The organism is Flavobacterium inviolabile (assembly GCF_013389455.1).
GTDB lineage: Bacteria > Bacteroidota > Bacteroidia > Flavobacteriales > Flavobacteriaceae > Flavobacterium > Flavobacterium inviolabile.
In genome coordinates this window covers 3,098,628-3,111,982 of sequence record NZ_CP058278.1, presented here as the reverse complement: position 1 = coordinate 3,111,982, position 13,355 = coordinate 3,098,628, and the positions used below count along the sequence as shown (strand labels likewise).

Here is a 13,355-nt window from a genome sequence, read left to right as displayed (position 1 = left end):
AATTACTAAAACCAATTACTGTTTAAAAAAAATGGGATATAAGCAGTTTGTTTAGGGATGAAAAATAATAATCGGATTCTAAGCTTTTACAAATGAAATGTTTATCTTACGTAAAACAGCTTCTTTATAGGTTTTGGATACCGGAATACTCTTATTATTCACAATAATAGTACTGGAATTAAAGCTTTGGATTTTATGGGTATTTACAATAAAACCTTTATGGGTTTTGATAAACTGATTCGGAAGTTTGCACAGAAAATCGGTTATGGTAGCTCTGAAACGGTATTCTTTATCGGTTGTTACCAGCAGCAGGTAATTTTTTTGACATTCAACATATAAAACCGTGTTAAGACTTACCTTTTCAAATACTTCATGATGCTTGACAAAAATATAGTCCGGCAATTTTGTTTTTTCAGACGGCATACATTTGTTAAAATTCATAATGGCGATTTCAATAGCCGAAAAAAGCTCCGCCTTTTGAAACGGTTTTACCAGGTAACCGTACGGATTTGTTGCAATGGCATTTTTTATAGTCGTATCGTCCACATAAGCCGTCAGGAACAAATGAGGAATGCGATAATGCTCCTGGATATAATTGGCCAGCCATATTCCGTCTTTATCGCCCTGTATTGTGATATCAAGCAGGGCTAATTCCACTGTATGCTCCTTCAGGTATACCAGGGCTTCTTCGGCATTCATTGCAGTACCAATAACATTGTAACCAATCTCTTTTAAAAAAATGGAAATAGTTTTCTGAGTGATGTATTCGTCTTCAACAATAAGAATGTTTAGAGGCTGGTTCATGATATTTAGTTAACGATTTCTTTAAATGTAATAATAATTTCGGTTCCGTGATTACTTTTCCATTGAAATGCGCCGTCTAATTGTTTGGTTAGCCCCTGAATAAGATCAAAACCGATGGAATGCAAATCTTTCGGATTAAAATTTTCCGGAAAACCGATACCGTTATCCTGAACACATAACACATAGCCGTGGGCCTCTTTTTTAATTGTCACCTTAATGGTACCCTGTGTTGTTTTCTTAAATGCATGCTTAAAGCAATTTGTGACAATCTCATTAATAATAAGACTTAACGGAATAGCGGTATTGATATTCAGTTCGATGTTTTGGGCGTCAATATCCGTTTGAACCGAAACATAATGTTGGCGGTATGTTTTCTGGATCGCACCGATCAGCTCGTTTAAATACGATTGAAAAGGAACTTTATTAAAATTATCCGATTGATAAAGGGTTTTGTGAATTAACGAAATCGACTGGATGCGTGCCTGTCCTTCCTGTAAAACAACTTTAGCATCCGGATCGGCAATGGCGCTGTTTTGCAGCTCAAGGATACCGGAAATAATCTGGAGGTTGTTGTTTACCCTGTGATGAATCTCTTTGAGCAGCATTTCTTTTTCAGAAAGCGATTCTTTAATAAGCCGGTTCTTGGAGGAAATTTCCGCATTCATCTTCTGGATCTTCAATTGTTTCTTTTTGGAATTGACCAGATACAGGAAGAAGAAAAAAGTAGTGACCAGTAAACCAAATAAAATAATCAGCAGCGTATTCTGCCGTTTTTTAGTAAGATCGATCTGCTGACTGGCGATCAGGTCGTCCTGTTTTTCCAGATGGTATAAGATTTCATTGCCTTCAAGCAGTCGGTGCTGTCTTATTTTGTTGATCGAATCATTAATATAAAACGCCTTTTTATAAAGCTGGTAAGCCTCTTCCGTTTGGTTAAGTGACTTTAATAGCTCGGCTTTTGTTTTATAAAAATAAATTTTTGTTGCAGGATCGGTAATATTCGGAAGTAATTTTTCCACTAATGCAATGGCTTTTTGAGCTTCCGCGTAATGCTTTAACCGGGATTCGGATTCCGTTAAAAAAAGCAGACTGTTTGCGGCACACACATTATCGTCTTTGTTTTTTAGGGTAACGGCAATATCTTCTTTTAAAAGCGAAACAGCCGTTTTATAATCCCCGGCTTTAAAATACAATACCGCCATGTTTCCTTTAATCGTTCCGGCTAACCGCTCATAGGAATCAAGATGCGTTTTTTTTAAATGCTGTCCGGAAAGTTTTAAAGAAGTTCTGTAATAATGAAAAGCACTGTCAATATTGTTGTTCAAAGAATAATAAAATCCGAGGTCGTTGTATGCAGAAGGAATGATAAGAGCATCTCTTTCCGGATTGTGCAGCAACTCTTTTATTTCTGATTTCAGCTGGATGATTGCCTTGTCATACAGAAATAACCGGGCATATAGCTGGCTTTTGATATTATAACTCCATAACGGAAACGGAACCCCTTGCTTTCTTAAAGTGGCTATTTCAGAATTGATATGGAAAACATTGGAGTATAAATTTAAATTCAGATACGATTTCTGTAAGGCAACCAGGAGATTCATATACTCTAAATCGGACAACCTGTATTCCTTGTTGTTTTTGATTTCTTTTAAAACACCGATAGATTTTACTTCTTCACCTTTTATATTGTATACTTCCGCTAAGGCAAACAGGAATTTTATATAATCCTTTTTAGAGGTCTTAATAGCGGTATTCGCAGTAAGCTTCGGTAAATTGAGGTAAAAGAAATTTTTATACGCCCTTTTCTGATTAAGACTGAGGCTTTCGTAAAAAAGAACCTTATCAATACCTTTTTGTGAACAGTATACGGTCATGATACTGTCTTTTTCTTCCATGGCATGACCCATCGAAGCACAAAACAATAGTACTGATAAGGCTGTTTTTAGTTTCCCTGATAGAAACATTCAATTATTTGAAATAGGAAAACGTTTCATTGTTTTCTATTTTTAGCAAACTCTCATAAATAAGTTTGATCACATTTTCAACATCATCACGATGTACCATTTCAACAGTAGTGTGCATGTATCGTAACGGCAGCGATATTAAAGCCGAAGCTACTCCGCCATTGCTGTATGCAAAAGCATCGGTATCGGTTCCGGTTACCCTTGACGAAGCCAGGCGCTGGAAAGGAATTTTGTTGGCAATGGCAGCATCAAGAATTAATTCTCTTAAATTGTTTTGTACGGCAGGTGCATAAGTAACTACCGGCCCTTTGCCGATTTTGGTTTCCCCTTCAATTTTCATGTCAATCATCGGAGTTGAGGAGTCATGGCAAACATCGGTTACAATCGCAACATTCGGTTTGATCGTTTTGGTGATCATTTCGGCACCACGCAAGCCTACTTCTTCCTGAACGGAATTAGTGATATACAGCCCAAATGGTAATTTCTTTTTGTTTTCATGCAGCAAACGGGCAACTTCGGCAATCATAAAACCACCCATTCGGTTGTCGATGGCACGGCAAACAAACTTATTCTCGTTCAGAATCATGAAATCATCCGGATAAGTGATTACGCAGCCCACATGAACGCCTAATTTTTCAACTTCTTCTTTGGTTTCACAACCGCAGTCAATAAAGATATTGTCAATTCTGGCAGCTTCTTCTTTGCCCCGGTTTCGGGTATGAATGGCCGGCCATCCGAAAACACCTTTAACGATTCCTTTTTTTGTGTGGATGTGAACGCGTTTTGAAGGTGCAATCATGTGATCGCTTCCGCCATTGCGGATAACATAAATTAAACCGTTGTCGGTAATATAATTAACATACCATGAAATTTCATCGGCATGTCCTTCAATAACAACTTTATAAGGAGCATCCGGATTGATAACCCCTACGGCTGTTCCGTAAGTGTCCGTAATAAAAGTATCTACATAAGGCTTTAAATAATTCATCCATATTTTCTGCCCGCTTTCTTCATAACCGGTAGGAGAGGCATTGTTAAGGTATTTTTCTAAAAAGGATAGGGACGATTTTGTTAATATTGATTTTGTTGCCATAAAATATTTTTTTGCTAAAATATGAATTTGGCATTAGAGTTGCTCAGAATATTGTCTAATTTTACGCATTAATTTGTTTTATATGAAGCGCTTATTTTTTCTTGCAGGAGCTATTTTTACGCCTTTGGTATTTTTTGGACAGGTAGTCACTAAGGACTCGCTGAAAACAGAAAATAACAATACAGTAAATGATACATCCGTTAGCTATTTAGTGCATATAGATGAAGTAATAATCGGAAAAAATACGGCCTATCTGGAAGAACAGAAAAAACTACGGATTTTAGAGCGTCGTGTTTTAAAAGTATATCCCTATGCAAAAGCGGCAGCAGAAAACTTAACGATGCTGAATGTGAATATGGCAAAACTTTCTTCCGACAGAGAGAAGAAGAAATATTTTAAGATTGTTGAAAATTATCTTCAGAATGAATTTGAAGACCGTTTGAAAAAATTCTCCCGTAAAGACGGGCAGATTCTGGTAAAATTAATCCACCGTCAAACCGGGCAGACAACTTTTGGTCTGATCAAAGAACTTAAAAGCGGATGGAAAGCCTTCTGGTCGAATAATACAGCCCGTTTATTTGATATCAATCTGAAAAAAGAATACGATCCTTTTAATGAATTGGAAGATTTTTACATTGAAAGTATCCTGATCAAAGCATTCAAAAGTGGTAAACTCCAAAAACAGGACCCGGCAAAAGCAATGGATTTAGCGGAATTGGCGGCCACATGGAGAATCAAAGCCGAAAAATCCAAACAGCTGCGACTGGAGAAAGTAAAAGAAGAACTGGAAAATTAAAAACACCTTATATATAGGTAGGATATTTAACGGCTCTATAGGTATAATATAAGGTATCATAAAAACAACATCGCCCTGCATTTGCAGGGCGATGTTGTTTTATACAGCCCGTTTCGTTTTTACAGAGTATGGTTTTAGTGTTGTTTATGACTAAAGGCAATTGTTGAAAAAATAAATCTAAAAAACTAATGTTTTGATTTTTAAATGTTTAAATTTGTTACCCTGATTTTTTTAAAAAATAGTTTAGAAATAGTTTGGAGAAGAGTAAAAAGGTGCTACTTTTGCACCCGCAATCAAGGCGAAGTTCATTAGATATTGAGGTTGAATCGGAGTGAAAAAGGGATTAAAAAATTTTTCAAAAAAGATTTGGCTAAATGGAATAAAGGTTTTACCTTTGCAGCCCGCAAAAACGGGAAGTTCATTGAGAGATTGCGTAGGATTTTTGAGTTAAGAAGCTTTTGAGAAGCTTGAAAAAAAAACTAAAAAAAATCTTGCGAGATTAAAAAAGGATTTCTACTTTTGCATCCGCTAACTGAAAGGCTAGCGGCTCAGAGCTTAGGCTTTGAGGGGAATAAAAAAGAAGACACGTTCATAGACATATTGGATTGACAGCATATAAAGAGAGAGTAAGATTTTTCGAGTAGAAGAATAAGCTAGATAATTTATCGACAATATTAAAAATATACGATGAAGAGTTTGATCCTGGCTCAGGATGAACGCTAGCGGCAGGCCTAACACATGCAAGTCGAGGGGTAGAGGAAGCTTGCTTCCTTGAGACCGGCGCACGGGTGCGTAACGCGTATGCAATCTACCTTGTACAGAGGGATAGCCCAGAGAAATTTGGATTAATACCTCATAGTGTTATCGAATCGCATGGTTTGATAACTAAAGTTCCAACGGTACAAGATGAGCATGCGTCCCATTAGCTAGTTGGTGTGGTAACGGCATACCAAGGCAATGATGGGTAGGGGTCCTGAGAGGGAGATCCCCCACACTGGTACTGAGACACGGACCAGACTCCTACGGGAGGCAGCAGTGAGGAATATTGGACAATGGGCGCAAGCCTGATCCAGCCATGCCGCGTGCAGGATGACGGTCCTATGGATTGTAAACTGCTTTTATACAGGAAGAAACCCTACCACGTGTGGTAGATTGACGGTACTGTAGGAATAAGGATCGGCTAACTCCGTGCCAGCAGCCGCGGTAATACGGAGGATCCAAGCGTTATCCGGAATCATTGGGTTTAAAGGGTCCGTAGGCGGTTTAATAAGTCAGTGGTGAAAGCCCATCGCTTAACGATGGAACGGCCATTGATACTGTTAGACTTGAATTATTAGGAAGTAACTAGAATATGTAGTGTAGCGGTGAAATGCTTAGATATTACATGGAATACCAATTGCGAAGGCAGGTTACTACTAATATATTGACGCTGATGGACGAAAGCGTGGGGAGCGAACAGGATTAGATACCCTGGTAGTCCACGCCGTAAACGATGGATACTAGCTGTTGGGCGCAAGCTCAGTGGCTAAGCGAAAGTGATAAGTATCCCACCTGGGGAGTACGTTCGCAAGAATGAAACTCAAAGGAATTGACGGGGGCCCGCACAAGCGGTGGAGCATGTGGTTTAATTCGATGATACGCGAGGAACCTTACCAGGGCTTAAATGTAGAGTGACAGGACTGGAAACAGTTTTTTCTTCGGACACTTTACAAGGTGCTGCATGGTTGTCGTCAGCTCGTGCCGTGAGGTGTCAGGTTAAGTCCTATAACGAGCGCAACCCCTGTTGTTAGTTGCCAGCGAGTCATGTCGGGAACTCTAACGAGACTGCCGGTGCAAACCGTGAGGAAGGTGGGGATGACGTCAAATCATCACGGCCCTTACGTCCTGGGCTACACACGTGCTACAATGGCCGGTACAGAGAGCAGCCACTTAGCGATAAGGAGCGAATCTATAAAACCGGTCACAGTTCGGATCGGAGTCTGCAACTCGACTCCGTGAAGCTGGAATCGCTAGTAATCGGATATCAGCCATGATCCGGTGAATACGTTCCCGGGCCTTGTACACACCGCCCGTCAAGCCATGGAAGCTGGGGGTACCTGAAGTCGGTGACCGCAAGGAGCTGCCTAGGGTAAAACTGGTAACTGGGGCTAAGTCGTAACAAGGTAGCCGTACCGGAAGGTGCGGCTGGAACACCTCCTTTCTAGAGAATGATAAATATTTAGTTTATCGAAAGGGAAATATTACTCTCGCTGTTAGTTCAAATAATACACTTAAGAAAGAAACAGAGTCTCGTAGCTCAGCTGGTTAGAGTACTACACTGATAATGTAGGGGTCGGCAGTTCGAGTCTGCCCGGGACTACTATTTTAGACTTAAGAGAAGGAAATTCTGGAAGTTGGGATTCACAATTTAATTCTGAATTCGAAATTCGGGACAAATTGGGGGATTAGCTCAGCTGGCTAGAGCGCCTGCCTTGCACGCAGGAGGTCATCGGTTCGACTCCGATATTCTCCACGATTCCGAGAGGAAAAACCGTTCATTGACATATTGAGATAAGAAAATATTTAAAAAATAGAAAGCACAGTAATTTTGGGTTCTGCTAGCAATAGTAGAATTTAAGATAAAAGTACAATAAGCAAAATAAGGGCGTATGGGGGATGCCTAGGCTCTCAGAGGCGATGAAGGACGTGATAAGCTGCGAAAAGCTGCGGGGATTGGCACATACGAGGTGATCCGCAGATATCCGAATGGGGCAACCCACTATGTTGAAGACATAGTACACCGATAGGTGAGTGAACCCGCTGAACTGAAACATCTAAGTAGGCGGAGGAGAAGAAAACAAAAGTGATTCCGTAAGTAGTGGCGAGCGAACGCGGATTAGCCCAAACCAATGTTGTTACGGCAATATTGGGGTTGTAGGACCACGACATTTCTTGCGGATTGAATTAGAATAACCTGGAAAGGTTAACCAAAGAGGGTGATAGTCCCGTATAAGTAAGAGAAGATAAGGATAGTGGTATCCTGAGTAGGGCGGGGCACGTGAAACCCTGTCTGAATTTGGCGGGACCATCCGCTAAGGCTAAATACTCCTGAGAGACCGATAGTGAACCAGTACCGTGAGGGAAAGGTGAAAAGAACCGTGAATAACGGAGTGAAAAAGATCCTGAAACCATACGCTTACAAGCGGTCGGAGCCCTTTCGTGGGGTGACGGCGTGCCTTTTGCATAATGAGCCTACGAGTTACCGTTGCTGGCAAGGATAAGCACTTCAGGTGTGGATCCGTAGCGAAAGCGAGTCTGAATAGGGCGCCATAGTCAGTAGTGGTAGACGCGAAACCGTGTGATCTACCCATGGGCAGGATGAAGCTGTGGTAACACACAGTGGAGGTCCGAACCGGTTGACGTTGAAAAGTCTTCGGATGACCTGTGGGTAGGGGTGAAAGGCCAATCAAACTCGGAAATAGCTCGTACTCCCCGAAATGCATTTAGGTGCAGCGCTGGCTTAAGTTATATAGAGGTAGAGCTACTGATTGGATGCGGGGGCTTCACCGCCTACCAATTCCTGACAAACTCCGAATGCTATATAATGTTTACCAGCAGTGAGGGCATGGGTGCTAAGGTCCATGTCCGAGAGGGAAAGAACCCAGACCATCAGCTAAGGTCCCCAAATGTATGCTAAGTTGAAAAAACGAGGTTTGTCTGCCCAGACAGCTAGGATGTTGGCTTGGAAGCAGCCATTCATTTAAAGAGTGCGTAACAGCTCACTAGTCGAGCGGACGAGCATGGATAATAATCGGGCATAAGTATACTACCGAAGCTATGGATTTGCGATTTATTCGCAAGTGGTAGGGGAGCATTCTAACAGGGTTGAAGGTGATATGTGAGTATTGCTGGACTGGTTAGAAAAGAAAATGTAGGCATAAGTAACGATAATGCGGGCGAGAAACCCGCACACCGAAAGACTAAGGTTTCCTCAGCTATGCTAATCAGCTGAGGGTTAGTCGGGTCCTAAGGCGAACCCGAAAGGGACAGTCGATGGCCAACGGGTTAATATTCCCGTACTACTTATAATTGTGATGGAGTGACGGAGTGATGAAAGTACCGCGAACTGACGGAATAGTTCGTTAAAGCACTTAGCTATAGGCCCTGTAGGCAAATCCGCAGGGACTGGTGAAATGCGATAGTACTCGGAGTCTTCGGACAAAGAGATAGTGTACCTAAGGGCTTCCAAGAAAACCTTCTAAACTTAGATTATAAGTACCCGTACCGTAAACCGACACAGGTAGTCGAGGAGAGAATCCTAAGGTGCTCGAGAGATTCATGGCTAAGGAATTAGGCAAAATAGACCTGTAACTTCGGGAGAAAGGTCGCCAGCAGCAATGCTGGCCGCAGTGAAAAGGTCCAGGCGACTGTTTATCAAAAACACAGGGCTCTGCAAAATCGTAAGATGAAGTATAGGGCCTGACACCTGCCCGGTGCTGGAAGGTTAAGAGGAGATGTTATCTTCGGAGAAGCATTGAATTGAAGCCCCAGTAAACGGCGGCCGTAACTATAACGGTCCTAAGGTAGCGAAATTCCTTGTCGGGTAAGTTCCGACCTGCACGAATGGTGTAACGATCTGGACACTGTCTCAGCCATGAGCTCGGTGAAATTGTAGTATCGGTGAAGATGCCGATTACCCGCAGTGGGACGAAAAGACCCTGTGCACCTTTACTATAGCTTAGTATTGCCCTTGGATAAGTGATGTGTAGGATAGGTGGGAGACTATGAAGCGGCTTCGCTAGGAGTTGTGGAGTCATTGTTGAAATACCACCCTTTGCTTATCTGAGGCCTAACCCCGCGTTGCGGGGGACATTGCTTGGTGGGTAGTTTGACTGGGGTGGTCGCCTCCAAAAGAGTAACGGAGGCTTCTAAAGGTTCCCTCAGCACGCTTGGTAACCGTGCGTAGAGTGCAATGGCATAAGGGAGCTTGACTGAGAGACATACAGGTCGATCAGGTACGAAAGTAGAGCATAGTGATCCGGTGGTTCCGCATGGAAGGGCCATCGCTCAAAGGATAAAAGGTACGCCGGGGATAACAGGCTGATCTCCCCCAAGAGCTCATATCGACGGGGGGGTTTGGCACCTCGATGTCGGCTCGTCACATCCTGGGGCTGGAGAAGGTCCCAAGGGTTGGGCTGTTCGCCCATTAAAGTGGCACGCGAGCTGGGTTCAGAACGTCGTGAGACAGTTCGGTCTCTATCTACTGTGGGCGTTAGAAATTTGAGTGGATCTGACTCTAGTACGAGAGGACCGAGTTGGACAAACCTCTGGTGTATCTGTTGTTCCGCCAGGAGCACCGCAGAGTAGCTACGTTTGGAAGGGATAAGCGCTGAAAGCATATAAGCGCGAAACCCACCACAAGATGAGATTTCTTTTAAGGGTCGTGGAAGATGACCACGTTGATAGGCTATAGATGTAAAGGCAGTAATGTCATAGTCGAGTAGTACTAATAACCCGTAAGCTTATGTACGCGGTTCCCCCGCTTCGGTGGGGGAAGCAACTTTCTTTTAAGATTAAATAATTTTTATCTCAGTATGTTAAGATATTGTTCATTCGAATTTGGTTTAAAAAATCAAACTCAATGAAACCTTGCTCAAAGCAATGGTACCTATTAAGGTGGTTATTGCGGCGGGGCTCACCTCTTCCCATTCCGAACAGAGAAGTTAAGCCCGCCTGCGCAGATGGTACTGCAATCCTGTGGGAGAGTATGTCGCCGCCTTTCTTTTGAAAACCCTATCCAAACGGATAGGGTTTTTTGTTTTTAGGAAGTAAGAGAAAAGAAGCAAGAGAAAAGAAGCAAGAGAAAAGAAGCAAGAGAAAAGAAGCAAGAGAAAAGAAGCAAGAGAAAAGAAGCAAGAGAAAAGAAGCAAGAGAAAAGAAGCAAGAGAAAAGAAGCAAGAGAAAAGAAGCAAGAGAAAAGAAGTGAGAGAAAAGAAGTGAGAGAAAAGAAGTGAGAGAAAAGAAGTGAGAGAAAAGAAGCAAGAGAAAAGAAGCAAGAGAAAAGAAGCAAGAGAAAAGAAGCAAGAGAAAAGAAGCAAGAGAAAAGAAGCAAGAGAAAAGAAGCAAGAGAAAAGAAGTGAGAGAAAAGAAGTGAGAGAAAAGAAGTGAGAGAAAAGAAGTGAGAGAAAAGAAGTGAGAGAAAAGAAGTGAGAGAAAAGAAGTGAGAGAAAAGAAGTGAGAGAAAAGAAGTGAGAGAAAAGAAGTGAGAGAAAAGAAGTGAGAGAAAAGAAGTAAGAGGTGAGAAGTGAGAAGTGAGAAGTGAGAAGTGAGAAGTGAGAAGTGAGAAGTGAGAAGTGAGAAGTGAGAAGTGAGAAGTGAGAAGTGAGAAGTGAGAAGTGAGAAGTGAGAAGTGAGAAGTGAGAAGTGAGAAGTGAGAAGTGAGAAGTGAGAAGTGAGAAGTGAGAAGTGAGAAGTGAGAAGTGAGAAGTGAGAAGTGAGAAGTGAGAAGTGAGAAGTGAGAAGTGTGGGCAATCCCCCTTAAATGACCTGAAAAATCTCTGAAATTTTAAAATAGTTGACCTCCTGATCCATATTTTAATGGATTTTACTTGTTTTTTCTGTTTAGAATAATTTTTTTTACGGTATAAACATTTCCAATGAAGTTATTACTGGTTGAAGACAATCCCGAATTACGTAAAAGCATATCCGAATATTTAATTAATGAGCATTATATCTGTGAAGTTGCGTCCAATTTTGACGAAGCACGGGACAAATTAATTTTATATAGCTATGATTGTATCATACTGGATATCATGTTGCCCGATGGAAATGGCATTGATCTGCTTAAATTACTGCGTAAAGAAGGAAATGATTCCAGTGTGATTATAGTTTCTGCAAAAAATACACTGGATTTTAAAATTATCGGACTGGATGCCGGTGCCGATGATTATATAACCAAACCTTTTCCTTTACCGGAACTTTTTTCAAGGATAAAAGCAGTAATGAGAAGGAAAAACAGTACGCTTTCGTCTAAGCTTGAATACAATGAAATTAGTGTTGACCTGCAATCCCTGGAAGTTTTGGTAAACGGTAAAGCCTTGTTACTCACCAAGAAAGAAACAAATTTGCTGATTTATTTTATCAACAATAAAAACCGGGTTTTATCCAGACAAACGATAGCTTCCCACCTTTGGGGCGATTATACGGATAATCTGGACAATTTCGACTTTATTTACCAGCACGTTAAGAATCTGAGAAAAAAGATTGTCGATGCCGGAGGAGAGGATTATATCAGTACGGTTTATGGTTTGGGGTATAAATTTTCGTTATAGATGCGTTTAAATCACAAGTTTACACTGGCATATTCCATTATTTCCTTCTTTGTTTTGCTGATCGGGATCGGGATCAATTATGTTGCCGTGAACAGAAGTGCCGAACAGGCAACGATAGCCGTTTTAAAGAATCTGAATACGACAATTGTCAGAGATATTGAGAAAAACGGGAACTATAACGCTTACCGGAACAACAATTTTGTAAAAATCACCGTACTGGATACGGTAAAAAAAATCCCGGATGAACGGGTTGAAAACGATTACCGCTGGACAAATCTATTAAAAAGTACCCTTAATATTGTCCAGTACACGACAGTTCATAAGATCAATAATACGCACTATGAAATTACGACCAAAGCGCCGATTATAAAACCTAAAGACCAGTATATTACCGGTTTAGCGATGGTTTTTGCCTGGACATTTGTGTTCCTGATTACGCTGGTTATTGTGTTAAGCCAGATCATTTCCATCTATATCCTGGATCCTTTCCAAAAAACATTGCTGGCCATTTCAAATTTTCAGATCTCCGATAATGATGATGTTATTTTAGAAAAATCAACGACATACGAGTTCAACCGGTTAAACTCATTTATAGAAAGCACTTTAAAGAGAAGCAGGAGGGATTACCTTTCTCTAAAAGAATTTTCTGAAAATGCCTCACACGAATTGCAGACACCGGTAGCGGTGATGCAGGCCAAAATTGATTTATTGCTGCAAACCGATCTGACGGAACAGCAGCTGCACGATGTTATTAAAATTTCGGAAGAGCTGGTGCGTTTGTCATCCGTACAGAAATCATTGACACTACTTACCAAATTAGACCATTTTACGATTACAGATAACGAAATTAATCTGAGTAATTACCTGAAAAAGAGCCTCGGACGTTTTACCGATATCATTGATTTGAACGACCTGGAACTCACAACAGCCATTGACGATGATGTATTTGTCGTTATTGATGACGTCCTGATTAAAATACTGCATAACAACATTATCACTAATGCCATCCGACATAATATTCCCAACGGAACAATAAAAGTAACATTAAATACAGATTATTTGCTGGTTGAGAATACCGGTAATCCTCCAAACATTGCCCCTGAAAAAGTTTTTGACCGTTTTCAAAAAGGAAATTCCAAAAAAACATCTTCCGGAATCGGGTTGTCAATCGTTAAAAAAATAATTGATCTCTATGGCTATTCTGTTGCATATTATTATGAAAACGGAATTCATAGTTTTAAAATTCGCTTTAAAAAAGCCTAAATTGTTAAAAAAACGAAATTTCAAGGTTTCTACAGTTTTTCTTCAAAATTTCCTCAAAGTTGGGTGTTTTGTTTGTGTTATGGAATAGTTAAATAATTATACCATAAGCAAAACAAAGAAACAAA

At 41.0% G+C, this 13,355-nt stretch carries 8 protein-coding genes, 2 tRNA genes and 3 rRNA genes; 10 read left to right on the top strand and 3 right to left on the bottom strand.

The window, feature by feature from the left end; genetic code table 11:
- Positions 1-78: 78 nt before the first annotated feature.
- Genes HW120_RS13970 through HW120_RS13960 form a run of 3 tightly spaced genes read right to left on the bottom strand, consistent with a single transcriptional unit; the run spans position 79 to position 3,861 of the window.
- On the bottom strand, positions 79-804 hold the full coding sequence (locus HW120_RS13970) for a LytR/AlgR family response regulator transcription factor (protein WP_177734695.1): 726 nt from the start codon (positions 802-804) through the stop codon (positions 79-81).
- A 5-nt stretch (positions 805-809) separates the two neighbouring features.
- The gene (locus HW120_RS13965) at positions 810-2,768 is read right to left on the bottom strand and encodes a tetratricopeptide repeat-containing sensor histidine kinase (RefSeq protein WP_177734694.1); all 1,959 of its coding nucleotides are present in this window, start codon (positions 2,766-2,768) and stop codon (positions 810-812) included.
- Between the two features lie 4 nt (positions 2,769-2,772).
- Positions 2,773-3,861 carry a M42 family metallopeptidase gene (locus tag HW120_RS13960; protein WP_177734693.1) on the bottom strand — a complete coding sequence of 363 codons (1,089 nt, stop codon included), beginning with the start codon at positions 3,859-3,861 and terminating at the stop codon, positions 2,773-2,775.
- 82 nt (positions 3,862-3,943) lie between these two features.
- Here HW120_RS13960 and HW120_RS13955 point away from each other — a divergent pair, with 82 nt between their 5' ends.
- The 10 genes from HW120_RS13955 to HW120_RS13910 all read left to right on the top strand — a co-directional run bounded on the left by HW120_RS13955 (position 3,944) and on the right by HW120_RS13910 (position 13,230).
- Complete coding sequence (locus HW120_RS13955) at positions 3,944-4,657, top strand: DUF4294 domain-containing protein (RefSeq protein WP_177734692.1); 714 nt, start codon at positions 3,944-3,946, stop codon at positions 4,655-4,657.
- 684 nt (positions 4,658-5,341) lie between these two features.
- Positions 5,342-6,857 (top strand): 16S ribosomal RNA (locus HW120_RS13950).
- Between the two features lie 85 nt (positions 6,858-6,942).
- Positions 6,943-7,016, top strand: a tRNA-Ile gene (locus tag HW120_RS13945).
- Positions 7,017-7,095: 79 nt separating this feature from the next.
- Positions 7,096-7,169, top strand: a tRNA-Ala gene (locus HW120_RS13940).
- A 115-nt stretch (positions 7,170-7,284) separates the two neighbouring features.
- A 23S ribosomal RNA gene (locus HW120_RS13935) occupies positions 7,285-10,166 on the top strand.
- A gap of 142 nt (positions 10,167-10,308) precedes the next feature.
- Positions 10,309-10,418 (top strand): 5S ribosomal RNA (gene rrf / locus HW120_RS13930).
- Together the 16S, 23S and 5S rRNA genes with 2 tRNA genes alongside form the textbook arrangement of a ribosomal RNA operon.
- 33 nt (positions 10,419-10,451) lie before the next feature.
- The gene (locus tag HW120_RS13925) at positions 10,452-10,622 is read left to right on the top strand and encodes a hypothetical protein (protein WP_177734691.1); all 171 of its coding nucleotides are present in this window, start codon (positions 10,452-10,454) and stop codon (positions 10,620-10,622) included.
- Positions 10,623-10,660: 38 nt separating this feature from the next.
- The gene (locus tag HW120_RS13920) at positions 10,661-10,804 is read left to right on the top strand and encodes a hypothetical protein (RefSeq protein ID WP_177734690.1); all 144 of its coding nucleotides are present in this window, start codon (positions 10,661-10,663) and stop codon (positions 10,802-10,804) included.
- A 488-nt stretch (positions 10,805-11,292) separates the two neighbouring features.
- The gene (locus tag HW120_RS13915) at positions 11,293-11,967 is read left to right on the top strand and encodes a response regulator transcription factor (RefSeq protein ID WP_177734689.1); all 675 of its coding nucleotides are present in this window, start codon (positions 11,293-11,295) and stop codon (positions 11,965-11,967) included.
- On the top strand, positions 11,968-13,230 hold the full coding sequence (locus HW120_RS13910; protein WP_177734688.1) for a sensor histidine kinase: 1,263 nt from the start codon (positions 11,968-11,970) through the stop codon (positions 13,228-13,230). It begins immediately after the preceding gene.
- Positions 13,231-13,355: the final 125 nt, after the last annotated feature.

What these genes read in the sequence shown, in the direction of transcription:
- HW120_RS13960 (WP_177734693.1), bottom strand. Translation starts at nt 3,861, where the DNA reads ATGGCAACAAAATCAATATTAACAAAATCGTCCCTATCCTTTTTAGAA.
- HW120_RS13910 (WP_177734688.1), top strand. Translation starts at nt 11,968, where the DNA reads ATGCGTTTAAATCACAAGTTTACACTGGCATATTCCATTATTTCCTTC.
- HW120_RS13970 (WP_177734695.1), bottom strand. Translation starts at nt 804, where the DNA reads ATGAACCAGCCTCTAAACATTCTTATTGTTGAAGACGAATACATCACT.
- HW120_RS13965 (WP_177734694.1), bottom strand. Translation starts at nt 2,768, where the DNA reads ATGTTTCTATCAGGGAAACTAAAAACAGCCTTATCAGTACTATTGTTT.
- HW120_RS13915 (WP_177734689.1), top strand. Translation starts at nt 11,293, where the DNA reads ATGAAGTTATTACTGGTTGAAGACAATCCCGAATTACGTAAAAGCATA.
- HW120_RS13955 (WP_177734692.1), top strand. Translation starts at nt 3,944, where the DNA reads ATGAAGCGCTTATTTTTTCTTGCAGGAGCTATTTTTACGCCTTTGGTA.